This window comes from Streptomyces sp. NPDC088762 (assembly GCF_044750905.1).
GTDB lineage: Bacteria > Actinomycetota > Actinomycetes > Streptomycetales > Streptomycetaceae > Streptomyces.
Map to the genome: position 1 here is coordinate 115214 of NZ_JBIVKT010000008.1, position 24108 is coordinate 139321.

Here is a 24108-nt window from a genome sequence, read left to right on the forward strand (position 1 = left end):
CGGTACCCCAGTGCCCTTACGAGCCGTTCGCCGATCCGAGCACCACTTCCAGCGTGCGCTCGCGGCCCTCGCGCAGCACCGTGAGGGTCAGCGGATCGCCCGGCCGGTGGGCCCTGATCTTGATGATGAGCTCGTCGCCGCCGTGCACCCGTACGCCGTCCACCTTGGTGATCACATCGCCGGGCTTGATCCCGCCGCGGGCGCCCGGCCCGCCGGCGACGACCGCGGGCTTGCCGTCCTCGCCCTTGTCCCCGACCCGGGCTCCGTCGCCCGTGTACTGCATGTCGAGCGTGACGCCGATGACGGGGTGCGTGGCGCGGCCGGTGCGGATCAGCTCCTCGGCGACGCGCTTGCCCTGGTTGATCGGGATGGCGAAGCCGAGGCCGATGGAGCCGCCCTGGCGGACGCCCTCGGCGCCGTCGCCGTCCTTGTCGGCGCCCCGGATGGCGCTGTTGATGCCGACCACGTGGGCCTGGGCGTCGAGGAGGGGGCCGCCGGAGTTGCCGGGGTTGATCGGGGCGTCGGTCTGGAGGGCGTCGACGTAGCTGATGTCGCTGCCGTCGCCCTTGTCGCCGCCGGCGGTGACGGGCCGGCCGGTGGCGCTGATGATGCCGGCGGTGACGGTATTGGAGAGGTCGAACGGGGCGCCGATGGCCACCACCGGGTCGCCGACCTTCACGTTCTCGGAGTTCCCGAGGCTCAGCGGCCGGAGCCCGCGGACCCCGCTGACCTTGACCACGGCCAGGTCGTATCCGGAATCCCGGCCGACCAGCTCGGCGGTGACGCTCTCGCCGGTACTGAAGGTGACCGCTATCTCCTTGGCGTCGGCGACCACGTGGTTGTTGGTCAGGATGTGCCCCTGGGGATCGAGGACGAAGCCGGTACCCGTCCCGCTGCTCTTCTCACCGCGCACGTGCAGCGTCACCACCCCTGGCAGCGCGGTGGCGGCGATGCCCGCCACGCTCTCGGGCGCGCGGCCCTTGTCGGCGGCGACCGCGGCCTGGGGCAGCTCGAGCCGGGTGCTGCTCTGCCGCTCGGCGAGGACGCCGAGGTACCCGCCGATCCCGCCGGCGAGCAGGGCCGTACCCAGGCTGAGGGCCGCCACCTGCCACAAGCGGAATCCGCGCTGGGGCCTGCCTCGGTCCACGGCCTGCAACGGCTGGTCGCCCCAGGGGTCGTACCGCACCTCCCGCGGACCGGAGTCCTCCGCGGGCTGCTCGCCGGCGCCCTCGGCCCGGTCCTCGGGCCGCACTTCGGGGTGGACTTCGGCCCGGGCTCCGGGTTCGGCTTCCGGCCGGACGTCGGCGCCTTCCCCGGGCCCGGCCTCGGGCCGCGGGGCGGGGACTCCTTCGCCGCGTGCGGCGTCCGCCGTGCCCTGGGGCCGGCTCCACCATTGCGGAGCCGGATCGGTGTGCTGCCTGTCGGCCATGGGCGCTCCCCGCGTCCTCGTGCGCATGTGCCGCAGATTCAACCAGGCTCAGGGGGTGTCAGGTGTCGTGTCGGTCAGCGCAGCAGGGAGACCGGGCGGGCCGAGCTCGGCGGGGAGGGGTGGAGCGGCGGGAGCGGGGTCGCGGCGGTCGACAGGAGGGTCGGGACGGCGGCCGGCGTGGGCACCCGGTCGCGCACGGACGCATCGGCCACGGACACCGCGGGACCTGGCCGGGAGGCGGGCGCGGGAGACTCCCCCCGAGCGTTCGGATCCACGGCCTCCAGGGGCAGCGCACCCCCCAGCGCGAGCGCGGCCAGCGATACGGCTCCCGCCGCGACGAAGGCGAAGCGGCGGCGCGGCCGGCCCACCTCGTGGATCCGGAAGCCCTCCTGCCGCGGCGTTGCGGCCGGCAGGCCGTAGGCGAACGAGGCGAAGGGATCGGCACCGGCGGAACCCTGCCGCCCGCGCGGTCCTGCGGGACCCGCGGGACCGGACGGCCCGTCGGGGCCACCACCCGGCAGCCCCTGCAACCGCGCCAGCAGACCCTCGGACAGGGGCGGCGGCGCGCTCTCCACGAACATGGTCTTCAGACGGCGCTGGGCATCGGCCTCGGCCTTGCACTTGGCACACGTGGCCAGGTGGGCCAAGACCCGCTCGCGCGCGTCGTGATCGAGCTCGCCGTCCACGAGGGCGGCGAGCCGGTCGCCCAGGTGCTGTTCGGCGGGGGACGGACTGACGCCGCTCACTCGGCTCCGCCCTCTCCCCCGGCGCCCGGCGCGCCCACCGCCACCCCGGCCAGCGCGCGCTGTTCCGCGCGGAACTCCGGAGACCGGTGCTTGAGCGCCTTGCGCAGGTGCGAACGGCCCCGGTGGATACGGCTGCGCACGGTGCCGAGCTTCACGCCGAGCGTGGCGGCGATCTCCTCGTACGACAGGCCCTCGATGTCACACAGCACCACGGCCGCGCGGAACTCGGGAGCCAGGGTGTCCAGCGCCTGCTGCACGTCCGCGTCGAAGTGGGTGTCGTGCAGCACCTGCTGCGGGGAGGGCTCACGGCTCGGCAGCCGCTCGGCGGCGTCGTCGCCGAGCGCGTCGAAGCGGATCCGCTGCTTGCGGCGGACCATGTCCAGGAACAGGTTCGTGGTGATGCGGTGCAGCCAGCCCTCGAACGTGCCGGGCGTGTAGGTGGACAGCGAGCGGAAGACGCGGACGAAGACCTCCTGGGTCAGGTCCTCGGCGTCGTGCTGGTTGCCCGTCAGACGGTAGGCAAGGCGGTACACCCGCGCGCTGTGCGTGCTGACGATCTCCTCCCACGAGGGAGGGGTCCACGCCTGCGAGCCCGCATCGGCGGCAAAGGTCGCGGTGGTTGCGGTGTCGGCGGTGTGGAAGCGGTCAGCAATGTAGGTCACGGATTTCGGCTCACCCGCCGACCAGAAGAGGCGTCTCAGTACGCCCCCACGATCCACAGGCGCAGCCGCACCTCCCCTGTCGGCTCTGGTGGTGTCCAGTGGAGTCCCTACCATAGCCACCCCCTCCGTCAGCTTTGGATAAGCATTTTTGCAGTAACTTTGCATGGATCTTGGGTCCCGGAAGGGGTCTTGCCGTCGATCTGCCCGGCGCCGTCCCTTCTGACCCCGCCTCCACCCTTCACAACGCCCGGTCCCATCTGCGGGTTCCCGACGTCAACGGATACAGTCACCGTTGCGCCAACTATGGGGACAGGAGAGGGTCATTACCGGCAACCGGCAGACGAGCTGGGCGTTCGCCGACGCGTTTGTCGCCGAGGACGACGCTCTGCGATGGGCCCGCGACCGGTCCAGGGAAGCGGGCCTGCGCTCCGTCTCCCCCGGCACCGGCGCTGCGCTGCGCCTGCTGGCGGCCACCGCGGACGCCAAGGCGGTCGCCGAGATCGGCACCGGGACCGGCGTCTCCGGCATCCACCTCCTGCACGGCATGCGCCCCGACGGGGTGCTGACCACGGTCGATCCCGAGCCCGACCGGCAGGCCTTCGCCCGCCAGGCCTTCCGCGCCGCCGGTTTCGCGGGCAACCGCGCCCGCTTCATCCCCGGCCGCGCACTCGACGTACTGCCCCGTCTCGCCGACGGCGGGTACGACCTCGTCTTCTGCGACGGGGACCCGTCCGAGTCCCTCGACTACCTCGCCGAATCGTTGCGCCTGCTGCGCCCGGGCGGACTCGTCTGCTTCGAAGGGGTCTTCTCCGACGGCCGTACGGTCGACTCCTCCGCCCAGCCCGTGGAGGTGCTCCGCGTCCGCGAGCTGCTGCGCAGCGTCCGGGAGAGCCCGGCCCTGGAGGCGGCCCTCCTCCCGGTGGGCGACGGCCTCCTGTGCGCCGTCCGGCGCTAGAGGATCTCTTACGGGTCCGGAGCGTGGTCACCCCTACGGGCCGGCCGTCGCGCCCTGGACGTTCGCAACCCGGACAGCGCGCCCATCTGGGGTCACCCGCCGCACCCGCACCCGCCGCAACCGCCCCCGCAGGAGGCGGAGCTCCCGTCGCACGACGAGTCACCGTCGGTCGACGCGTTCTGGCCGGGGCTCCAACCGCCGAAGCCCGCCACCGCGCCGCCCGTGACCCAGCTCTCGCCCTCGTCCCGCCGCGGTGCACTCGGCTCCCCCCGGCCGGGCTTCCGTGCGGGCCTGTTCCTGGCCTTCTCCACGACGGCGATCAAGGCCACCAGAAACCCCGTCGCCACGAGCCCCACGACCCAGACCTCCGCCACGGACCCCACGTCCTCCTGGTTTCCCCCGCCCCCGGGACGGCGGGCACCCTCCCCCCGCACGCGCGGGGGCACACCGACGGTCCCAGAGCCCACCCGGGTAGTCCAGGGTTCGCGCGCGGGATGGGTGCCGCCCGCGAGCGGGCGGGGCCCGGGGGGGGAAGGCGGGCCGGCCGGCCGGGTCCTCGGCCCGCGCAGGCCGACCCGTACGCGGACACAACACTGCCCCGGCCGCTTGGCGCGGCCGGGGCAGTGCAGAGAATGCAGACTGCGAAATGCAGATGGTGCCGACGCTGTTAGCCGACGACCTTCTTCAGGGCGTCACCCAGGGCGTCCGCCTCGTCGGGGGTCAGCTCGACGACAAGCCGACCGCCGCCCTCGAGCGGTACGCGCATGACGATGCCCCGCCCCTCCTTGGTGACCTCGAGCGGGCCGTCGCCCGTCCGCGGCTTCATGGCCGCCATGCTCGTTCCCCTTCCTGAAACCAGCTCATCGTCAGCCGACGGCCCCATTCAGGCGCCTGGAACCCGGCATCGAACACATTGCTTCCCGGCCATTATCCCGCATGTCAGGACCCGATGACCAACATCGGCAGTGAACGCTTCGGCAACGCGCTCGACCAAAACCACTCATTTCGGGGACCCGCCTGCGATACTTCGCCGCCGCACCCGGAGTACGGCCTCCGCTTTCTTTGACGCACATCACATGTGCGCATGCGGCGCGGTCCGCCATGCTGGCCCTTGCACCGGCCGATACCGGCCGGTAGCCATCCCGCGACGAAGGGGGACCCCCTGCCATGGCCGACAGCGTGCTCTACGAAGTGACCGACGGACTCGCCACCGTCACGATCAACCGCCCCGACGCGATGAACGCCATGAACACCGAGGCCAAGGTCGCCCTGCGCGACGCGGTCCAGGCGGCGGCCGCCGACCCGGCGGTCCGGGCCGTCCTGCTCACCGCCGCCGGAAACCGGGCGTTCTGCGTGGGCCAGGACCTCAAGGAGCACATCGGGAACCTCGCGGCGGACCGCGAGAGCGGCTCCTCCCTCACGATGAGCACGGTCTCCGAGCACTACAACCCGATCGTGCGGGCCCTCACCGAAATGCCGAAGCCGGTGGTGGCCGGGGTGAACGGCGTCGCGGCCGGGGCGGGCTTCGGGTTCGCGCTGGCGGCGGATTTCCGGGTCGTCGCGGACACCGCCTCCTTCACCACCGCGTTCGCGGGGGTGGCGCTCACCGCCGACTCCGGGGTCTCCTGGACCCTGCCCCGGCTGATCGGCGCCTCCCGCGCCAGTGACCTGCTGCTCTTCCCGCGCTCGGTCAAGGCCCAGGAGGCCTACGAGCTCGGCATCGCCAACCGCCTGGTCCCCTCGGACTCCCTGCACGCCGAGGCCGAGGCCGTGGCCCGCGCGCTGGCCTCGGGCCCCACCGTCGCGTACGCCGCGCTGAAGGAGTCCCTGGCGTACGGCGCGGCCCACTCCCTTCCCGAGGCCCTGGCCCACGAGGACGTCCTCCAGACCCGCGCGGGCGCCTCCGAGGACCACTCCATCGCCGTCCAGGCCTTCCTCACCAAGCAGCCGCCGAAGTACCTGGGGCGCTAGGGGGTACGGATCAGCCCGGGCCCGGGCTCGCGCGAGGTGCAGTCGGCCAGGTGGTCGTTGACCAGCCCGCAGGCCTGCATCAGGGCGTAGGCGGTCGTCGGACCCACGAACCGGATGCCCGCCTTCTTCAGCGCCTTGGCCAGGGCGATGGACTCCGGGGTGACCGCCGGGACCTCGGTGATCGCCCTGGGGGCCGGGCCCGGCTCCTCCGGGGCGTACGACCAGATCAGTTCGTCCAGCTCGCCCGGCTTCCACCCGGCCAGGACCTTGGCGTTGGCCAGGGTCGCCTCGATCTTGGCCCGGTTGCGGATGATCCCCTCGTCGGCGAGGAGCCGCTCCGCGTCCCGCTCGTCGAAGGCGGCCACCTTCGCGATCCCGAAGTCCGAGAAGGCCTTACGGAATCCCTCCCGCCGCCGCAGGATCGTCAGCCAGGACAGCCCCGACTGGAAGGCCTCCAGGCACAGCCGCTCGTACAGGGCGTCGTCCCCGTGGACCGGACGGCCCCACTCCGTGTCGTGGTAGAGGACGTACTCCTCCGTCGCCAGCGCCCAGGGGCAGCGCAGCCGCCCGTCCGCTCCCGCCAGCGTGCCGCTCATGCGTCACCCCGCTTGACGAGGTCGACGGGGGCGTCGGCCGGGGCGCCCGCGGCGGCCGCCGCACCCGCGGTCAGCTGCGCGATCCGCGCGTCCCGCTCGGCCAGCTCCGCGGCCAGCCGCTCCAGTACGTCGTCCACCTCGGCCATCCGGTAGCCGCGCGGGGCGACCGGCAGCCGCAGCGCGTCGACGTCCGCCCGCGTGACGGGCCGGGTCTCCGGCAGCCCGTCGGCCACCCGGTCCGGCTCCGCTTCCGGCAGGACGGCCTCCGAGCCGCCGCCGATCACCGCCAGGGTGACCGCTGCCACGACCACGACCAGCGCGATCATCAAGAAGAAGAACACGATCAACTCCCCTGAGAGACTCCGGCCACCAGGTTAAGGTCGCAAGCGAGGCGCAAGGGTCGCCGAAGGAGGAAAGAGCAGGATGCTGCGACTGGGCAGGCGCGAGTTCGACACCCACGAGCCGGTGATCATGGCCATCGTGAACCGGACGCCGGACTCCTTCTACGACCAGGGCGCGACGTTCCGCGACGAGCCGGCGCTGGACCGGGTCGAGCAGGCGGTGGCCGAGGGCGCCGCGATCATCGACATCGGCGGGGTCAAGGCGGGCCCGGGTGAGCACGTGGACGCGGCCGAGGAGGCCCGGCGCACCGTCGGCTTCGTGGCCGAGGTGCGGCGCCGCCACCCGGACGTGGTGATCAGCGTGGACACCTGGCGGCACGAGGTCGGCGAGGCCGTGTGCGAAGCCGGGGCCGACCTCCTGAACGACGCGTGGGGCGGGGTGGACCCGAAGCTCGCCGAGGTGGCCGCCCGCCACGGGGCCGGCCTGGTCTGCACCCACGCGGGCGGCGCGCAGCCGCGCACGCGCCCGCACCGGATCGCGTACGACGACGTCATGGCCGACATCCTGCGCGTCACGGTCGGCCTCGCGGAGCGGGCCGCGGCGCTCGGCGTCCGGCGCGACGCGATCATGATCGACCCGGGCCACGACTTCGGGAAGAACACCCGCCACTCCCTGGAGGCCACGCGCCGGCTGGAGGAGATGACGGCGACGGGCTGGCCGGTCCTGGTGTCCCTGTCGAACAAGGACTTCGTCGGCGAGACCCTCGACAAGCCGGTCAAGGAGCGCCTGCTGGGCACGCTGGCCACGACGGCCGTCTCGGCCTGGCTGGGCGCGCAGGTCTACCGCGTCCACGAGGTCGCGGAAACCCTCCAGATCCTCGACATGGTCCGCTCGATCCAGGGCCACCGGCCCCCGGCGGTCGCCCGCCGCGGCCTGGCCTGACCGCCCCGCCGGCCGGGCGGCGGCCCCGGGTCGGGTGGCCCGAGGCCGCCTGACCGGCCTTCGGCCGGCCGGCGCTACTTCGGCGACCCTCCCTGGTCGCCGGCCTCCCGGGCCAGTTCCTCGGTGGCGCCGAGGGCGGCGCGTTCGTTGGAGCCCTCGCCGACCTCCTTGCTGACCAGCGTCACCGCCTCTTCCACGTCGTCCGTGACGTGGAAGAGGAGCAGGTCGAACTCGGAGGCCTTGCCCTGCGCGATCACCGTGTTCTTCAGCCAGTCGACGAGCCCGCTCCAGTACTCCGTGCCGAACAGCACGATCGGGAAGCGGGTGATCTTCCGGGTCTGCACCAGGGTCAGCGCCTCGAACAGCTCGTCCAGCGTGCCGAGCCCGCCCGGCAGGACCACGAAGCCCTGGCTGTACTTCACGAACATCGTCTTGCGGACGAAGAAGTAGCGGAAGTTCAGCCCCAGGTCGACGTGCTCGTTCAGCCCCTGCTCGAACGGCAGCTCGATGCCCAGGCCGACGGAGATGCCGTTGGCCTCCCGCGCGCCCTTGTTGGCGGCCTCCATGGCGCCCGGGCCGCCGCCCGTGATCACGGCGAAACCGGCGTCGACGAGCGCGCGCCCGATCCGCACGCCCGCGTCGTACTCCGGCGAGTCCACCGGGGTGCGGGCCGAGCCGAACACGCTGATGGCCGGCGGCAGCTCGGCGAGCGTGCCGAAGCCCTCGATGAACTCCGACTGGATGCGCAGGACCCGCCAGGGATCGGTGTGCACCCACTCGGAGGGCCCGGCCGAATCCAGCAGCCGCTGGTCCGTCGTACTGCCCGCCTGCACCTGGCTCCGCCTCCTCAGCACCGGCCCGAGCTGCTGCTCCTCGGGCCGGCGACGGGCGTACCCGTCGGAATTGCGGTGGTTGCCCATGATGTGCTCCCTCCTGCTGATCGTTCGGCCAAGGGTAGACACAGGGGAGTGACGAAAATCGGAACTCGGCGGGTTACTGGCGTGGCCGGACGGACTCGCGAAACGAACAGACGCCCCGCTCTTCACCAAAACCGGTGGGGAGCGGAAGAGCGGCGAACGCACGGGCGCACGGCCGCATAGCTTCACGTCTCATGAAGCTGGTGGTGCAGGTCAAGCTCCTGCCGACGCCCTCCCAGGCGTCGGCACTGGCGTTGACCCTGCACGCATGCAACGAAGCGGCCTCATGGGTGGCGGAGTCAGCCTTCGACCGGAAGGTCTTCCGGAATTTCGACCTGCGGAAGCACACGTACTGCGAGGTCAAAGCCCGTTGGGGGTTGGGCGCGCAGGCCGCCCAGCACGTGATCAAGAAGGTTGCCGACGCATACGCCACGCTCATCTCGAACACACGAGCAGGGAACCTCGGACTGCCAGGCTCAGCGCACCGCCGGCGCGCGACGGAAAGGCCGCTCGCCTTCCGTGCGGAGGCTGCTCAGCCCTACGACGACCGCATGCTGTCCTGGCAGACCGAGTCGCGCACCGTCTCGATCTGGACCACCGGCGGGCGGCTCAAGGGGGTGTCCTACACGGGTAGCGCCGTGCAGCTGGAGACGATCGCCGCGTACCGCCGAGGCGAATCGGATCTGATTCATCGCGATGGTTCCTGGTATCTCTCCGCCACCTGCGAGGTGCCCGAGGCCGCCCCGAATGCGGATCCCACGGATTTCCTCGGCGTGGACCTGGGCATCGTGAACATCGCCACGACGAGCGACGGCGAGATCATGGCAGGACGGCAGCTCAACCGCCTCAGGAAGCGTGAGCGGTACCTACGAAGCAAACTCCGGCGCAAAGGCACCAAGGCCGCACGGCGGCGCATCCGGCGCCGCCGCCGCAAAGAGGCCCGGCGCACCCGGGACATCAATCACAAAATCGCCAAACACATCGTGGCCGAGGCTGAACGCACCGGACGCGGAATCGGTCTGGAGAACCTGACCGGCATCCGCGTGCGGGCACGGCTCCGCAAGCCCCAACGGGCCACGCTCCACTCGTGGGCCTTCGCCCAGCTTGGAGAGTTCATCGCCTACAAGGCCCGCCGGGCAGGCGTGCCCGTCGTGTACGTCGACCCGGCGTACACCTCGCGCACCTGCTCCCAGTGCCGGCACATGGACAAAGCGAACCGGGTGTCACAAGCCCTGTTCGCGTGCCGGTCCTGCGGATTCGTTGATCACGCAGACCGCAACGGCTCCCGCAACATCCGCGCACGCGCGCAGATGGTGTGGCGACGCGGGGCCCCGTCACCGGCCCCAGCCATCGAGAGATGGCCGGACGCGGGCAGCGCACCACAGCCAGTGATGCGCCGCAACGCAAGCCTTGCCCCTTAGGGACGGGCAGGTGACGAGGTCAGCCAGGCGCGGAGTCGTTCCTCGCAGTGCAGGATCGCCTTCGTCTCGACCCGTTCGTCGACCTTGTGGGCCAGCAGGGCGTCGCCCGGGCCGTAGTTGACCGCCGGCACGCCGAGGGCGCTGAAGCGGGAGACGTCCGTCCAGCCGAACTTGGGCATGGCCTGGCCTCCGACGGCCTCCATGAAGGCCGCGGCGGCCGGGTGGGAGAGGCCGGGGAGGGCTCCGGGAGAGGAGTCGTCCACGACGAACTCGTCGATGTCGCAGTCCGCGAAGACCTCCCGGACGTGGGCGATGGCGTCGGCCTCGCTGCGGTCCGGGGCGTAGCGGAAGTTGACCGTCACCGTGCACGCGTCGGGGATGACGTTGTTGGCGACGCCGCCCTCGATGCGGACCGCGTTGAGGCCCTCGTGGTACTCCAGGCCGTCGATGACCGGCCTGCGCGGCTCGTACGCCGCCAGCCGGGCCAGGATCGGGCTCGCGGAGTGGATGGCGTTGGAGCCCATCCAGCTGCGCGCGGAGTGGGCGCGCTCGCCCTTCGTGCGGAGCAGGACGCGCAGGGTGCCCTGGCAGCCGCCCTCGACCTCGGCGTTGGAGGGCTCCAGGAGCACCGCGAAGTCTCCGGCCAGCCAGTCGGGGTGGGCCGCGGCGACCTTGCCGAGGCCGTTGAGGTCGGCGGCGACCTCCTCCTGGTCGTAGAAGACGAAGGTGAGGTCCCGGTTCGGCTCGGGCACGGTCGCAGCGATGCGCAGCTGTACGGCGACACCGGACTTCATGTCGGTCGTGCCGCAGCCCCACAGCACGTCGTTCTCGTCGAGGCGGGAGGGGACGTTGTCGGCGATGGGCACCGTGTCGAGGTGGCCGGCGAGTACGACGCGCTCGGCGCGGCCGAGCCGCGTGCGGGCCACGACGTTGTTGCCGAAGCGGTCCACGGTGAGGTGGGGCAGGCCCCGCAGGGCGCTTTCCACGAGGTCGGCGAGCACCTTCTCGTCGCCGCTCACGGAGGGGATGTCGACGAGCCGGGCGGTCAGCTCGGCGGCGTCCAGGGTGAGGTCCAGCTCGGATTCGGGCATGAACCGACCCTAACGCCCCGGGCCGGGGCGCAGCCTGGTGCGTCCGGACGGTGGACGCGTCATATGCCTCAAGTACGGTGGGCCGCGTGTCCGAGACCCGTGATCCTCGCCCCCGTCGCCGCAGGCTGTCCCGTATGGGCCTCGGTCTGCTCGTCCTGATCGCGGTGATCGGCTATTTCGCCGTGCAGCGGTACTCCAACGGCGGGATGGGCGCCCCGTACTGCACGGCCAGGGCGACCGGGGCGGGTTCGGCCTCCGAGGGCACCGTGCAGTCGTACGAGATGTCTCCGGAGCAGGCCGCCAACGCCGCGACGATAGCGGCGGTCGGGATCGCCAAGGGCCTGCCGGACCGCGCCGTGACGATCGCGCTGGCCACCGCGATGCAGGAGTCGGCGCTGCGCAATCTCGACCACGGGGACCGGGATTCGCTCGGGCTGTTCCAGCAGCGGCCCTCGCAGGGGTGGGGGACCCCGGAGCAGATCATGGACCCGGTGTACTCGGCCGGGATCTTCTACGACCGGCTCGCCGAGATCAAGGGGTACACGCGGCTCCCGCTGACGGTGGCCGCGCAGAAGGTACAGCTCAGCGGGTTCCCGCAGGCGTACGCGAAGCACGAGACGGACGCGACGGTCGTGACGGCGGCCTTCGGCGACAACGGCACGGCCACGCTGACGTGCTCCGGGCCGGCCCCTGCGGCGCCGGGCGATCCGGCGAAGGTCAAGGCGGAGCTGGAGCGGGCCTTCGGCAAGGAGGCGCTGCACGAGGTGCGGGACGGGGCGCCGGGCGGCCGGTCGGCGCCCGGCCGCCCGATCCGGGAGGCCGAGGTCAGCGTTCAGCTGAAGCCGGAGGGCGGCGCGGCGGCCGAGGCGCGCCGGGGCCGGGCGATGGCGCACTGGGCGGTGGCGCACGCGCGGGAGCTGGGCATCGCGCGGGTCTCGTACGGCATGCGCGGGTGGGTCTCGGGCCGGGACGGCGACGAGTGGCAGTTCAAGGGCGGCACCGGCGCCAAGGACGGCGACGGGGACCCGCACAACGCGGGGCCGGGCGAGGTGCGGATCTTCATCGCCCGCTAGGGAGTGTCGTCACAGTGGCGCCGGCCGCCCGAAGGGCGGGCCCCTCCGGCCAGGCGGGATTTTGACGACACGACCCGGGGAGCGTGCGGGCCGGACCACGCCGCGCAGGCGGCGGGACTTCGAGGACACGGCCCGGGAACAGTCCGGCCGGGCGTACGAGGCGTCACTCCTGCGGGGGTGGCTGCCGCGGTCGGCGGCGGGGGGCCGGGAGGCACAGAACGCCTGGTGAGCGCGCATCCAATGCGCTTGTCGCGGAAGCCGATTAAAAGATGCGTTGCCCATCCTTTACCTAACGCCTCCGCAACTCCACCCGCCCCCTGAGCGGTTGTACACGGCGTACTCAGCCGCTACCGCTTAGGAGCATCATGTCCCTCCCCCTGACCCGTCGGATCGCCCGTGCCGCGCTGCTCCTCGCAGCCGGGGCAGCGCCCGTGGTCGGTGCGGCCGGCGCGGCCAGCGCCGCGGACGCCCCCGACGCCGCGGCCGCCACGGCAGCGACGCACGTGGCCACGGACACCGCGAGCAGCGCCGTCGAGGCCGTCCCCGCGGCCGCTCCCGCCGCCGACGTGGCCGGCACCGCGGGCGGCCTGCTGGGCGGCCTGCCCGCCACCCAGGAGCTGCCCGCCGCGCAGGAGCTGCCGGCGAGCACGCTGCCCGCCCTGGGCGAGGGCCTGCCGGGCGGACTGCCGGGTGGTCTCGGCGGGCTGCCCGGTGGCCTGCCGCTCGGCGGCTGATCACCGTAGAGCCGTCGGGTGAACGCCGAAGGGGCCGGGAGCGCGAACTCCCGGCCCCTTCGGGCTGTTCGGACGGTCAGCCGAGCCGCTTGACGGCCGCCTCGACCCGCTCGTCGGTGGCGGTGAAGGCCACGCGCACGAACCGCGCGCCCGCCTCGCCGTAGAAGTCGCCGGGCGCGACCAGGATGCCCAGGTCCGCGAGGTAGGCGACCGTCTCCCAGCAAGGCTCGTCGCGGGTCACCCACAGGTAGAGGCTGGCCTCGCTGTGCTCGACGCGGAAGCCGTGCGCCTCCAGGGCCGCGCGCAGCGCCGTGCGCCGGGCGGCGTAGCGGGCGCGCTGCTCCTCGACGTGCGCGTCGTCGCCGAGCGCCGCGACGGTGGCCGCCTGCACGGGGGCAGGGGTCATCATGCCGCCGTGCTTGCGGATCTCCAGCAGCTCGCCGAGCACGTCCGCGTCGCCGGCGATGAAGGCCGCGCGGTAGCCGGCCAGGTTGGACCGCTTGGAGAGGGAGTGGACGGCGACGATGCCCTCGTACGAGCCGCCGCAGACGTCGTCGTGGAGGACGGAGACGGGCTCGGCCTCCCAGCCCAGCTCCAGGTAGCACTCGTCGCTGAAGAGCAGGATGCCGTGCTCGCGCGCCCAGGCCACGATCCGGACCAGGTCTTCCTTCGGGATGACCTTTCCGGTGGGGTTGGAGGGGGAGTTGAGCCACAGCAGCTTAACGCCGGCCGGGTCGAGCTCCGTGCCCGCGGGGTCACTCGCAAATGTCTCAGCGTCGTAGACCACGGCCTCGGCGCCGCACAGCCGCGCACCGACCTCGTACGTCGGGTAGGCGAGCCGGGGGTACGCCACCTTGTCGCCGGCGCCCAGGCCCAGCTGGGTCGGCAGCCAGGCCACCAGCTCCTTGGAGCCGACGACCGGCAGGACGTTGCGGTGCCCGGCGGCGCTCGCGCCGAGGCGGCCGCGCAGCCAGCCCGTGATCGCGTCGCGCAGGGCGGGCGTGCCCCACACCGTCGGGTAGCCCGGGGAGTCGGCGGCCTCGACCAGGGCCCGCTGGATCAGCTGCGGCACCGGGTCCACGGGGGTGCCGACCGACAGGTCGACGATGCCGTCCGCGTGGGCCGCCGCCGTGGCCTTGTACGGCTCCAGCTTGTCCCAGGGGAAGGCGGGAAGACGGTCGGATACTGCGGCCACGGTGTCTCTGCTCTCTCTGAGTGCCGGTTCGGGGCGGGGGTGCGGGTCGGAAAACGCCTCGGTCCCGTGCGGCGGGAAGGCCGTACGGGACCGAGGGGCGCGTCTGCCTGAAAAGGTCAGTGCTCGCCGTTGATGCCGGCGGGCAGCGCAGCGATGAAGGGGTGATCGCGCTCGATCAGGCCCAGCTTGGAAGCGCCACCGGGCGAACCGAGCTCGTCGAAGAACTCGACGTTCGCCTTGTAGTAGTCCTTCCACTCTTCCGGAGTGTCGTCCTCGTAGAAGATGGCCTCGACCGGGCAGACCGGCTCACACGCACCACAGTCGACGCACTCGTCCGGGTGGATGTACAAGGACCGCTGGCCCTCGTAGATGCAGTCGACGGGGCACTCTTCGATGCATGCCTTGTCCTTGACGTCGACACAAGGCTCCGCGATGACGTAGGTCACGCTCTCGTTCCTCCTCGGTAGGGCTTTCCATATCGCGCGGGAGCGCGGCGTCGTCGATGCCCGCACCTAGTATCTCCGTTCCCGGGCACGATCCGAACAGGAGGGGCGGACAGAGCTGTGGAAATCACTGCCGGTGGACTGCTGGAGGTCCGTATTACCCCAGCTGACGTGGGTAAGCGCGTCTCCGTACGACGGGTGGAGCACGGGCCGGGCGGGGCACCCGCGTTCATGGACACGGTAGGGGTTCTCACATCCTGGACCGAAGGTGTGCTGCTGATCACACAAAAGAACGGCAAGTCCGTCCGCATCGCGGAATCCTCGCTGGTGGCGGGCAAGGTCGTGCCCGCCGCGCCGGCCCGTCGGCGGGGCCCCGCGGCCTCCTTCGAGGAGCTGGCGCGGGTCGCGGCGCGGTCCTGGCAGCCGCTGGAGAGCGAGCGGCTGGGCGAGTGGACGCTGCGGGCGGCCGCCGGGTTCACCCGGCGGGCCAATTCGGTGCTGCCGGTCGGCGAGCCGGGGATACCGCTGGACGATGCACTCGCGCGAGTGACCTCCTGGTACGCGGAACGGGACCTTCCGGCGTATGTGCAGGCCGCGACGGGGGCCGTCGGCACCCAGGAGCTGCTGATCGCGGAGCTGGAACGGCGCGGCTGGGCGGCCGAGGTGTCGGCGGAGGTACGGACCGGGGCGCTGGCACCGGTCGGCGACGTGGACGCGCCCGCGGCCGGGGCCGTACGTCTGACCCGTACCCCGGACGAGGAGTGGCTGGGGCGCTACGGGAAGGTCACCGACCCGGAGGTGGCACGGCGGGTACTGGTGGCCGGGCCGTCGGTGTGGTTCGCGTCGCTGGCCGGCGGCCGGGCGATCGGGCGGTGCGTGGTGGACGGCCGGTGGGCCGGTTTCGCGGCGGTGACGGTCGATCCCGCGCACCGGCGGGAGGGGCTGGCGACGGCGGTGATGGCGGCGCTCGCGCGGCGGGCGCTGGAGGAGGGTGCCTCGGCGGCGTGGCTCCAGGTGGAGACGGACAACGCGGGGGCGCGCGGCCTGTACGACGGGCTGGGCTTCGTGACGCACCACGCCTACCACCACTACCGGGCGGCGCGGTGAGCCCGTCCTCGCGGGAGCGGTTCGCGGCGGAGGCGCGCTCGGAGCGGCCGGACCTGTCGCTGCTGTGCCTGCTGCTGGCGATGGAGGCGGATCCGGAGCTGGACGAGCGGGGGCTGGACTGGGCGCAGATCGAGCTGGACCGGCTGGCCGGGATGCTGCCGTACGGGCTGCGGGGCGGGCGGGCGTGGGCGTCGGCGGTGACGCGGCTGCTGGGCGGGGAGCTCGGTTTCCACGGCACCCCGGCGGACTACGACAAGCTGTCGTCCTCGCTGCTGCACGAGGTGCTGCGGCGGCGGCGCGGCCTGCCGATCCTCCTGTCGGTGGTCTGGCTCGAGGTCGCCCGGCGGGCGGGGGCTCCGGTGTACGGGCTGGGACTGCCGGGGCACTTCGTGGTGGGCTTCGGCGACCCGGAGGAGGGCGTGGTGGTGGATCCGTTCGCGGGCGGCGCGTCTTTGGGGGCGGGGCCGGCGGAGCTGGCGGCGGCGCCTCGTACTCCTGCGCGGACGCTGGACATCGTGCTGCGGATCCTGAACAACATCCGCGCGTGGGCCTCGGCCCGGCCGGAGCAGTCGGGGGTCGCCCTGTGGGCGCTGGAGCTGTCGCTGCTGCTCCCCTCCCATCCCGCGTCGCTGCGGTACGAGCGGGCGCGGCTGCTCGTGGAGCGGGGCTCCTTCCAGGAGGGGGCTGCGGAACTCGACGCGTACGCGGGGGTGGTGGACGCGGTGGACTCCGCGACGGCGGCCCGGATCCGCGCCGAGGCCGTTTCCGCTCGCGCTCTGCTGAACTGACCCGGGTTACCGCTTGCGCGGGGCCCCCGGGCTCCGCCCAGACCCGCGCCTCAAACGCCGGCGAGGCTGGAGGTGCCCACTGCCGTCCGGCCCGTGCGGCTGGGACTCCTGGGCTCCGCCCAGACCCGCGCCTCAAACGCCGGCGAGGCTGGAGGGGGCCGCTGCCATCCGGCCCGTGCGGCTGGCACTCCTGGGCTCCGCCCAGACCCGCGCCTCAAACGCCGGCGAGGCTGGAGGTGCCCACTGCCGTCCGGCCCGTGCGGCTCAGACTCCTGGGCTCCGCCCAGACCCGCGCCTCAAACGCCGGCGGGGCTGGACGGGCCCGGGCCGCCAAGGTGCCCTGTCGGCACTTCAGCCGCACCCAGCGGACGGCAGCAGCCGAAATCCAGCCTCGCCGGCGTTTGAGGCGCCGCCGGAGGCAAACCGGCCTCGCCGGCGGGTGAGGCGCGGGGGCTGGGGCGGAGCCCCGGGGGCTAGAGCCAGCCCTTGTCGCGGGCTGCGCGGATCGCTTCGGCGCGGTTGCGCGCCGCCAGTTTCTGGATCGCCGTCGACAGGTAGTTGCGGACCGTGCCCGGAGAGAGATGGAGCCGCGCCGCCAGTTCGGCGTTGGTCGCGCCGGACTCCGCCGCCCGGAGCACCTCCCGTTCGCGGTCGGTCAGCGGGTTCGCGCCCTCCGCGAGCGCCGCCGCCGCCAGGGTGGGGTCGATGACCCGCTCCCCCGCCAGGACCTTGCGTACCGCCTCCGCCAGCTGCGCGGCCGGCGCGTCCTTGACCAGGAAGGCCGAGGCGCCCGCCTCCATCGCGCCCCGCAGGTAGCCGGGCCGCCCGAAGGTGGTCAGGATGACGATCCGGATGCCGGGGAGGGCCGAGCGGAGGGCCGCCGCCGCCTCGATGCCGGTCAGGCCCGGCATCTCGATGTCCAGCAGCGCGACGTTCACGTCGTGTGCGCGGGCCGCCTCCACCACCTCGTCGCCGCGGGCGACTTGCGCCAGGACCTCGATGTCCGGTTCCAGTCCGAGCAGTGCGGCGAGGGCCTCGCGGACCATCGACTGGTCCTCCGCCAGGAGGATGCGGATGGGGGCTGCCGTCATGAGTCCGATCCTAGGGGGACGCGGGCGACCAGCCGGAAGCCGGTCTTGCCGGCCGGGCCCGCCGACAGGCTGCCGCCGACCGCCTCCAGGCGTTCCGTCAGGCCCGTCAGGCCGTTGCCGGCCGGCGCGGCCGGGCCGCCCGAGCCGTCGTCCGCCACCGTCAGTTCCACGAAACGGCCCGCCAGGGTCTGGCGGTCGGTCAGCGTGACCGTGCACCGCTTCGCCCCGCTGTGCCGGACCACGTTGGTGACCGCCTCGCGCAGGGACCAGGCCAGGGCCGACTCCGCCTCCTCCGGGAGTTGCGGCGCAAGGCCGTCCGCCGGCTCCGGCGGGAGGTCGGCCACCACGCCCGCCGCCGCCAGCGCGGTGCGGGCGCCCGCGAGTTCACCGGGCAGGGTGGGCCGCCGGTAGCCGCTCACCGCCTCGCGTACGTCGACCAGGGCCTGCCGGCTGACCCGCTCGATGTCGGCGACCTGCTGGGCGGCGGCCTCCGGCTGCCCGGGCAGCATCCGCCCCGCCAGCTCGCTCTTGAGCGTGATCAGCGACAGCGAGTGCCCCAGCAGGTCGTGCAGGTCGCGGGCCATCCGCAGCCGTTCCTCGTTGGCGGCGAGCTGCGCCACGGTGGCCCGGGCCTCGCGCAGTTCCATGGTGGTCCGGATCATCGCGCGGACGCCGACCATCGCGAAGCCGCCCATCAGGGCCGGGATGAGCAGGCCCGCCAGATAGGCGTCGCCGCCCGGGACCGCGAAGGCCGTGGCCGTCATCAGGGCGGTCGCTCCGGGGACCGTCCAGCGGGAGATCTCCCCGGGCAGTGCGGCGCCGGAGGAGATGGACACGTAGACGAAGAGCACGAGCCATTCGCGGCCCAGGCTCAGCGACAGGACCGTGGCCTGCGTGGCGAGCACCACCAGGGAGAGCAGGACCCGGGGGACCGCCATCTGCCGGACGGTACGGAAGACCAGCACCAGGTACCAGGCGACGAACGCCGCGAGTCCCAGGCCTCCGAGCAGCCGGGCCCCGCGGCCGTGTCCGCCGCTGACGAGGTCGGTGACGGGCGCGCTCAGGTAGAAGAGCCAGATGCTGATCCAGAGGGCCTTCACCACCTTCTGGGCCCGGCTCTCCGGCCGTTTGGCGATCTCGGGGAAACCCCGGTCCTCATCTGCCTTCGTCAGCGCCACGGGTTCATGCCTTCAGTGAGTCCTTGCGGTACAGCCAGGCGGCGGCACCGGTGAACAGTACGAAGTACACGGCGAGGATCGCCACGTCCTTGGCGTGGGGCGCGCCACCGAGCTCGATGGCCTGGCCGAGGCCGGCGTAGGCGTGGGTGGGGAGCCAGCTCGCGAGGGTCTGGAGCCACTGCGGGAAGGCGGCCGTGGGCATCCACAGGCCGCCGAGGATCGACAGGCCGAAGTAGAACAGCATCGTGATCGGGCGGACGTTGTCGCCGCCGGCCAGGTATCCGATGGCCACGCCGAGCGCGGCGAAGACGAGGCTGCCGGCCCAGATGGCGCCGGTGAGGGCGAGCCACTGCCAGGCCTCGAACCGTACGTCCTTCACGGCGGCCGCCACCGCGAAGACGACCAGGATGGAGGGGAGGGAGAGGACGCCGGCGCCGGCCGTCTTGGCGAGGACGTAGGCGCGGCCGGGGAGGGCGGTGAGCCGCAGCTGGCGGACCCAGCCCTTCTCCCGCTCCTTGGCGATGCGTTCGCTGTTGCCCATGAGGACGGCGGTCAGGGCTCCGAAGGAGGCCATGGCGACCATGTAGAAGGCGGGCATGGTCAGTTCGGTTCCCATGACCGCGGTGGTGCCGTCGAGGGTGCCGCCGAGCATCAGGAAGAGGGCGGCCGGGTAGAGCACGGTGAAGAAGAGGTACTTCTTGTTGCGCAGGGCGCGGGTGATCTCGAGCTTGATCAGGACGTTCACTGGGAGGCCTCCTCGGTGAGGGCGATGAAGGCCTGTTCCAGGCCGAGGCCCGCGACCTCCAGGTTGCGGGGGTAGAGCCCGAGCGCGTACAGGGCGTGCACGGTCGCGTCGGCGTCGGAGGACTGGAGCCGCACGGTCGTGCCGTGCCGCTCGCAGGACCGGAGGGCGGGCAGCGCGCGGAGCACCTGCTCGTCCACGGCGTCCTGGACGTCCAGGTCGAAGGAGATCCTCCGGGCGCCGGCGCGGGCCTTGATCTCGGCGGCGGTGCCGTCGGCCAGCAGGCGGCCCTTGTTGAGGACCAGCACCCGGTCGGCGATCGCGTCCGCCTCTTCGAGGTAGTGGGTGGCGAAGAGCACCGTGCGGCCCTGGGCGGCCTGCTCGCGCATCGTGGCCCAGAAGGCCTGGCGGGCGGTCACGTCCATGCCGGTGGTCGGCTCGTCGAGCACGATCAGGTCGTTGTGCCCGCAGGTGGCGAGGGCGAAGCGGACGCGCTGCTCCTGGCCGCCGGAGAGCTTGTTGACCGTACGGCCGGCGATGTCGGAGACCCCGGCGCGGGCCAGCACCTCGTCGACCGGGTGCGGGCGGGGGTGCAGGGCGCAGCCGAGCGCAACGAGTTCGCGTACGGTCACGTCCTCCATCAGGCCGCCGCTCTGGAGCATCGCGCCGACCCGGCCGGCGGCGACGGCCTCGCGCGGGGTGGTGCCGAAGAGCCGTACGGAGCCGGAGTCGGCGGGGCGCAGGCCGAGGAGGAGGTCGAGGGTGGAGGACTTGCCGGCGCCGTTGGGGCCGAGGAGCGCGACGGTCTCGCCCGGGTGGAGCGCGAGGGAGAGGCCGTCGACCGCACGGACCGTGCCGTAGCTCTTGGTCACGTTCTCGAAGCTCACCACGGTGTCGGTGGCGGGCTGCGCGGTGCGTGTCGCAGTGGTCGTCGTCATGGCCCAAGGTTCGCCCGCACGGGGCCTCGCGCGGCAGTGTCGGCCGTCGTGGGTGCGTGATGACGGATGTCATACGGCGGACGTGACAGTGCCCCCGCCCCGGGCCTTGGGGCCGGGGCGGGGGCACGGTCGGGTCCGGCGGTGGGGCCGCTCAGCCGGCGTTGGTGTCGACGACGACGGTCCGCTCGGCGGTGGTCTTGCCGCGCAGGGCCTTGCCGAGGGCGCCGGCCACGTCCTGCGGGGTGACCGGGGTCTTGGCGCCGGTGCCCCGGGTGATCAGGATGCCGTCGAAGGCGTTGCCGTAGCCCTCCTTGAGGGCTTCGAGGTCGAACTTCTCGACGAGGTGGCCGTCCACCGCCTGCATGCTGAGGATCTTCGGCAGGGTCTTGCTGCCGAAGGGGACGGACTTGGTGCCGATCTTGACGACGGCGTTGGCGGACATCGCGGGCTCGGCGAACTCCTTCATGGCCCGGTCCAGTTCGGCCTGGTCGATGGCCGGGGCCTTGGTGGTGACCGGGAGTTCCACGACGGCGGCCTTGCCGTCGGCGACCATGTCGCGGAAGGCCTGGGTGACCTTCTCGGCGGAGGCGTCCGCGTCGAGGGTGGTGCCGGGGGTGCCGGGGACGGCCACGGCCTTGCCCGTGTCGAACTTGATGGTGCCCTCGGTGGCCGTGCCGGCGGTCCCCGCGAGCTCCTGGAGCGCGACCTGGAGCTTCTCCTCGTCGACGGGCATCACGGCGTCGGCCCTGCGCTCGTTGCCCAGGAGGGAGCCGATGACGGTGATCGGGTTGTAGTCGCTGCCGGCCGCGTTGCGGACGGTGGTCTGCATGTCCAGGGACAGGCCGGCCTTCTCGGGCTTCAGCTCGACCTGCTTGCCGCCGACGCTGAGCTGCAGCGGGGCGGAGGCGCGGGTGCCGAAGGCCGTCTGGAGCTTGGTCACGGCCTCGTCGCGGCTGCCGCTGATGTCGACGCCGAGCACGGTGGTGCCCTTGGGGACGTCGGAGTGGTTCAGGAGCAGCCCGGCGCCGTAGGCCACGCCGACGAGGGCCACGAGGCCGCCACCGAGGAGGACCAGCTTGGAGCGGCCCTTCTTGGCGGGCTTGGCGGTGCCCTTCTGCTGTGCGGGCGCGGGGCGCGCGGCGGCGGGCTCGGGCCGGGGGGCGGCTACGGAGGGCCGTACCGGGCCGGGGCCGGACACCTCGGGGCCGGGCCAGCGCGGCGCGTCCTCGGGGAGGGGGGCGCCGACGGGCCCGGTCCCGAAGCCGGGGCCGCCCGTGGGCCCGGCAGGGCCGGCGGGGCCGGTCGGGGTGCCGCCCGGCGGGGTGCCGTACACGGGGAACGCCTCGGTGACGGGGCCGGCGTCCTCCTGGCCGGAGCCGTACGCCGGGAAGCCCTGGGTCGCGCCGACACCCGGGCCGCCCGGGCCGCCGGGGCGCGGGGCCCCGGGGCCGGCGGGGGCCTGGGCGAAGCCCTGGCCGTAGTCGGCGGCCGGCGGGGCGGGCGTGCGGACGGGCGGTGCGAAACCCGCGCCCGGCCCGGCCGGGGGCTGCGGGCCGCCCACGCGGGCGCCGGGAACCGGAGCCGGAGGCTGCGGGGCACCCGCCCGGGCGCCCGGAGCCGCAGGACCGGCGGGGCCGGCCCCCGTGCCCGGAGCCGGGGGCGCGCCCCTGCCGGCGCCCGGGCCCGGAGCGGGCGGCGGCGTGGGCGCCGGGGAGGGGGCGGGCGTGGGCGCCTTGCGCGGAGCGAACCAGTTGCTGGCGGGCGCCTCGGCGTCGGCCGGGCCGCCCTGGTCTCGGGCGGCCGGTTCCGCCTCGGCCTGGATCCGCGTCGGCACGGGCTTCGGCCGCTGCGCGGGCGCGGGCTCCGGGCCCCGCCCGGGGCCGTACGCCGGCTCGGGGCCCTGCGGGGCCGCCGGACGCGCCTCGGGCTCGGCACTCGCCGGGCCGGAGCCGTTGCCCACGGCCTTGCGGACGACCACCGGCGGGATCGGCCGCGAACCCGGGATGTTGATCCGGATCCGGGTCGTCAGGGTGGTCTCGGTCTTGGGCCCGTCGGAATCGGGCGTGGACGACTTCGAGGTCACAGCGTTCTCCTCCGGGGTGTGCGCCGCAGTGTCCGTGGACGGGTACTGGCCGGTTCCATACGGCGGCGTACCCGAGGGGTAGGCGGCTCCACCGCGCCCCTGGGGCCCGGAGGACGAACTGTCAGTTTCACGACTCAAGGCAGTTTCTCCCGGTTGGCTCCGCCGCCCGTCATACCGTGCGCGGGCAGCTCGGCGGCCCGTCCACCATACTGGCCGCCGCCCGTGCGCAACTGACCCCGGGGAATCAGGGATTCCTCATAGCGCCCGCCCAACGGTCTCCGAGCGCCCCCCGATCCCCCCGCGCGCCCCCGCAGTCCGGTCCCCCGACGGGGTCCGACACCACGTCACTTGGCGGGACGGGCGGCCGAAACCGGCCGGTCCAGCGGCCCGCGCATCGTGGCGCACATCACAGCGAAGACCGTTCCCCCCAAAAGGTATGCGTACATACCCATTCCGGCAGAACTGAGGATGAAATCCCCCTCGGGACGCGGAAGGCCGAGCACCACGTACGAGAGGAACCAGCCGGCCGCGGCCCCGCCCACCCCGAGCCCGACGCCGAGGGCGATCCGCCCTCCGAGGAACAGCCCGAGGACGGCGAGCAGCCCGAGCACGAGGCCGCCGGGGAACCACAGGTCGACGACCAGCCAGCCGGCCGTGCCGGTCAGCGCGCCCGCGACCAGCAGGCCGAGGCACGCGGCGATCCGCCCGGGCGTCAGCGCCGCGCTCACGCCGTCACCCCCGCGAAGAGGTCGTGCTCGCGTTCGCCCGCCGGAGCGCCGGGGCGGCCCGCGACGAGTTCGTAGTACTCACGGGCGAACAGCGGCTGCGCCAGGTCGTTGGAGAGGGCGAAGAAGGGCCCGTCGACAGCGATCTGGGTGGCGTGGGCGCGCATGGCGGCCGCCTTCGCCGCCACGAACTCCTCCGGGGCGCCGATCTCGGCCGTGATCCGCTCGTCGGCGACGACCCCGGGCACGTCCTGCGGCGAGGCCAGCCCCGGGAAGGGCGCGGCGTCCCCGGCCGCGCGCAGCTTGGCGAAGCCCTCCTCGACCACCGAGAGGGGCACGCGGTTCCAGTAGACCTTCCCGATCGCGTGCGGCTCGCCGAGGTCGCGACGGTAGGCGGACTCCGCGGCCAGTTCGGCGGCGCGCATGGCGACGCGGTGGGCCTGGATGTGGTCGGGGTGGCCGTAGCCGCCCTCCGGGTCGTAGGTGACGAGCACCTGCGGGCGCACTTCCCGGATCACTTCCACGAGGTGGGCGGCGGCCTCGTCCACGTCGGCGGACCAGAAGGCCTCCGGCCGGTCGTTCTGCGGGGCGCCCATCATCCCGGAGTCCCGGAAGCGGCCGGGGCCGCCGAGGAACCGGTGGTCGGTGACGCCCAGTTCGGCCATCGCGGCGGCCAGTTCGCCGACGCGGTGGGGGCCCAGCGCGTCGTCGCGGTCGGCCGCCAGGTGGGCGAGCCCGGGCGGAATGACCTCCCCCTCCTCACCGAGGGTGCAGGTCACCAGGGTGACGTGGGCGCCCTCGGCCGCGTATTTGGCCATGGTGACGCCGTTGTTGATCGACTCGTCGTCCGGGTGTGCGTGCACGAGGAGCAGACGACGGGCGGGAAGACCGTTCATGGGCCCAGCCTAGGGGGTGTCCCGCCGGTCGGGACCGACCGGC

At 73.2% G+C, this 24108-nt stretch carries 25 protein-coding genes; 8 read left to right on the forward strand and 17 right to left on the reverse strand.

The window, feature by feature from the left end:
- Positions 1-16: 16 nt before the first annotated feature.
- The 3 genes from ACIP5M_RS19930 to sigE all read right to left on the reverse strand — a co-directional run bounded on the left by ACIP5M_RS19930 (position 17) and on the right by sigE (position 2951).
- Positions 17-1429 carry a trypsin-like peptidase domain-containing protein gene (locus tag ACIP5M_RS19930; RefSeq protein ID WP_401198733.1) on the reverse strand — a complete coding sequence of 471 codons (1413 nt, stop codon included), beginning with the start codon at positions 1427-1429 and terminating at the stop codon, positions 17-19.
- Positions 1430-1503: 74 nt separating this feature from the next.
- Complete coding sequence (locus tag ACIP5M_RS19935; protein WP_401198735.1) at positions 1504-2175, reverse strand: zf-HC2 domain-containing protein; 672 nt, start codon at positions 2173-2175, stop codon at positions 1504-1506.
- Positions 2172-2951 (reverse strand): RNA polymerase sigma factor SigE, encoded by a 780-nt coding sequence (gene sigE, locus ACIP5M_RS19940; RefSeq protein WP_401198737.1) that lies wholly within the window; start codon positions 2949-2951, stop codon positions 2172-2174. Before sigE ends, ACIP5M_RS19935 begins: the two co-directional genes overlap by 4 nt.
- Before the next feature lie 178 nt (positions 2952-3129).
- Between sigE and ACIP5M_RS19945 the strand changes: the two genes are divergently transcribed.
- Entirely contained in the window at positions 3130-3792 is a 663-nt protein-coding gene (locus tag ACIP5M_RS19945) for an O-methyltransferase (protein ID WP_401198739.1), read from the forward strand.
- Positions 3793-4459: 667 nt separating this feature from the next.
- On the opposite strand, the gene ACIP5M_RS19950 is transcribed toward ACIP5M_RS19945, so the two are convergent.
- Positions 4460-4627, reverse strand: a complete 168-nt coding sequence (locus ACIP5M_RS19950; protein WP_003966491.1) for a DUF3117 domain-containing protein — start codon at positions 4625-4627, stop codon at positions 4460-4462.
- Between the two features lie 332 nt (positions 4628-4959).
- Here ACIP5M_RS19950 and ACIP5M_RS19955 point away from each other — a divergent pair, with 332 nt between their 5' ends.
- Positions 4960-5763, forward strand: coding sequence for an enoyl-CoA hydratase/isomerase family protein (locus ACIP5M_RS19955; protein WP_401198741.1), 804 nt, complete (start codon positions 4960-4962; stop codon positions 5761-5763).
- Here the strand turns inward: ACIP5M_RS19955 and ACIP5M_RS19960 are convergent.
- Complete coding sequence (locus ACIP5M_RS19960; protein ID WP_401198743.1) at positions 5760-6359, reverse strand: DNA-3-methyladenine glycosylase I; 600 nt, start codon at positions 6357-6359, stop codon at positions 5760-5762. The genes ACIP5M_RS19955 and ACIP5M_RS19960 overlap by 4 nt on opposite strands.
- Positions 6356-6706 carry a DivIVA domain-containing protein gene (locus ACIP5M_RS19965; protein ID WP_401198745.1) on the reverse strand — a complete coding sequence of 117 codons (351 nt, stop codon included), beginning with the start codon at positions 6704-6706 and terminating at the stop codon, positions 6356-6358. Before ACIP5M_RS19965 ends, ACIP5M_RS19960 begins: the two co-directional genes overlap by 4 nt.
- Before the next feature lie 76 nt (positions 6707-6782).
- Between ACIP5M_RS19965 and folP the strand changes: the two genes are divergently transcribed.
- Entirely contained in the window at positions 6783-7643 is an 861-nt protein-coding gene (gene folP, locus ACIP5M_RS19970; RefSeq protein ID WP_401198747.1) for a dihydropteroate synthase, read from the forward strand.
- Positions 7644-7717: 74 nt separating this feature from the next.
- Here the strand turns inward: folP and ACIP5M_RS19975 are convergent, their stop codons facing one another.
- Entirely contained in the window at positions 7718-8563 is an 846-nt protein-coding gene (locus ACIP5M_RS19975) for a TIGR00730 family Rossman fold protein (RefSeq protein ID WP_401198749.1), read from the reverse strand.
- 191 nt (positions 8564-8754) lie between these two features.
- Here ACIP5M_RS19975 and ACIP5M_RS19980 point away from each other — a divergent pair, with 191 nt between their 5' ends.
- Complete coding sequence (locus ACIP5M_RS19980) at positions 8755-9981, forward strand: RNA-guided endonuclease InsQ/TnpB family protein (RefSeq protein ID WP_401198751.1); 1227 nt, start codon at positions 8755-8757, stop codon at positions 9979-9981.
- Here the strand turns inward: ACIP5M_RS19980 and dapE are convergent.
- A complete protein-coding gene (dapE, locus tag ACIP5M_RS19985; RefSeq protein WP_401198753.1) occupies positions 9978-11072 on the reverse strand; it encodes a succinyl-diaminopimelate desuccinylase in 1095 nt (364 codons plus the stop codon). The genes ACIP5M_RS19980 and dapE overlap by 4 nt on opposite strands.
- Before the next feature lie 86 nt (positions 11073-11158).
- Between dapE and ACIP5M_RS19990 the strand changes: the two genes are divergently transcribed.
- A complete protein-coding gene (locus ACIP5M_RS19990) occupies positions 11159-12145 on the forward strand; it encodes a hypothetical protein (protein WP_401198755.1) in 987 nt (328 codons plus the stop codon).
- Positions 12146-12510: 365 nt separating this feature from the next.
- The gene (locus ACIP5M_RS19995) at positions 12511-12879 is read left to right on the forward strand and encodes an ATP-binding protein (protein WP_401198757.1); all 369 of its coding nucleotides are present in this window, start codon (positions 12511-12513) and stop codon (positions 12877-12879) included.
- Positions 12880-12955: 76 nt separating this feature from the next.
- Here ACIP5M_RS19995 and dapC read toward each other — a convergent pair whose 3' ends face one another.
- The gene (dapC, locus tag ACIP5M_RS20000) at positions 12956-14074 is read right to left on the reverse strand and encodes a succinyldiaminopimelate transaminase (RefSeq protein WP_401198759.1); all 1119 of its coding nucleotides are present in this window, start codon (positions 14072-14074) and stop codon (positions 12956-12958) included.
- Positions 14075-14190: 116 nt separating this feature from the next.
- Positions 14191-14520, reverse strand: coding sequence for a ferredoxin (gene fdxA, locus ACIP5M_RS20005; RefSeq protein WP_030713714.1), 330 nt, complete (start codon positions 14518-14520; stop codon positions 14191-14193).
- A gap of 117 nt (positions 14521-14637) precedes the next feature.
- On the opposite strand from fdxA, the gene ACIP5M_RS20010 reads away from it, so the two are divergent.
- Positions 14638-15624, forward strand: a complete 987-nt coding sequence (locus ACIP5M_RS20010; RefSeq protein ID WP_401198761.1) for a GNAT family N-acetyltransferase — start codon at positions 14638-14640, stop codon at positions 15622-15624.
- Positions 15621-16412 carry a transglutaminase-like domain-containing protein gene (locus ACIP5M_RS20015; protein ID WP_401198762.1) on the forward strand — a complete coding sequence of 264 codons (792 nt, stop codon included), beginning with the start codon at positions 15621-15623 and terminating at the stop codon, positions 16410-16412. The genes ACIP5M_RS20010 and ACIP5M_RS20015 overlap by 4 nt, the downstream gene beginning before the upstream one ends.
- A gap of 473 nt (positions 16413-16885) precedes the next feature.
- On the opposite strand, the gene ACIP5M_RS20020 is transcribed toward ACIP5M_RS20015, so the two are convergent.
- The 7 genes from ACIP5M_RS20020 to mshB form a co-directional block, all read right to left on the reverse strand.
- The gene (locus ACIP5M_RS20020) at positions 16886-17503 is read right to left on the reverse strand and encodes a response regulator transcription factor (RefSeq protein ID WP_401198764.1); all 618 of its coding nucleotides are present in this window, start codon (positions 17501-17503) and stop codon (positions 16886-16888) included.
- Positions 17500-18675: a sensor histidine kinase gene (locus tag ACIP5M_RS20025; protein WP_401199078.1), complete on the reverse strand. Its 1176-nt coding sequence runs from the start codon at positions 18673-18675 to the stop codon at positions 17500-17502. Before ACIP5M_RS20025 ends, ACIP5M_RS20020 begins: the two co-directional genes overlap by 4 nt.
- A gap of 10 nt (positions 18676-18685) precedes the next feature.
- Positions 18686-19426 (reverse strand): ABC transporter permease, encoded by a 741-nt coding sequence (locus tag ACIP5M_RS20030; protein WP_401198766.1) that lies wholly within the window; start codon positions 19424-19426, stop codon positions 18686-18688.
- On the reverse strand, positions 19423-20361 hold the full coding sequence (locus ACIP5M_RS20035; RefSeq protein WP_401198768.1) for an ABC transporter ATP-binding protein: 939 nt from the start codon (positions 20359-20361) through the stop codon (positions 19423-19425). The genes ACIP5M_RS20030 and ACIP5M_RS20035 overlap by 4 nt, the downstream gene beginning before the upstream one ends.
- A gap of 151 nt (positions 20362-20512) precedes the next feature.
- A complete protein-coding gene (locus tag ACIP5M_RS20040) occupies positions 20513-22444 on the reverse strand; it encodes a peptidoglycan binding domain-containing protein (RefSeq protein ID WP_401198770.1) in 1932 nt (643 codons plus the stop codon).
- A 344-nt stretch (positions 22445-22788) separates the two neighbouring features.
- On the reverse strand, positions 22789-23172 hold the full coding sequence (locus ACIP5M_RS20045) for a DUF6113 family protein (protein ID WP_401198772.1): 384 nt from the start codon (positions 23170-23172) through the stop codon (positions 22789-22791).
- A complete protein-coding gene (gene mshB, locus ACIP5M_RS20050) occupies positions 23169-24065 on the reverse strand; it encodes an N-acetyl-1-D-myo-inositol-2-amino-2-deoxy-alpha-D-glucopyranoside deacetylase (RefSeq protein WP_401198774.1) in 897 nt (298 codons plus the stop codon). Before mshB ends, ACIP5M_RS20045 begins: the two co-directional genes overlap by 4 nt.
- Positions 24066-24108 lie beyond the last annotated feature (43 nt).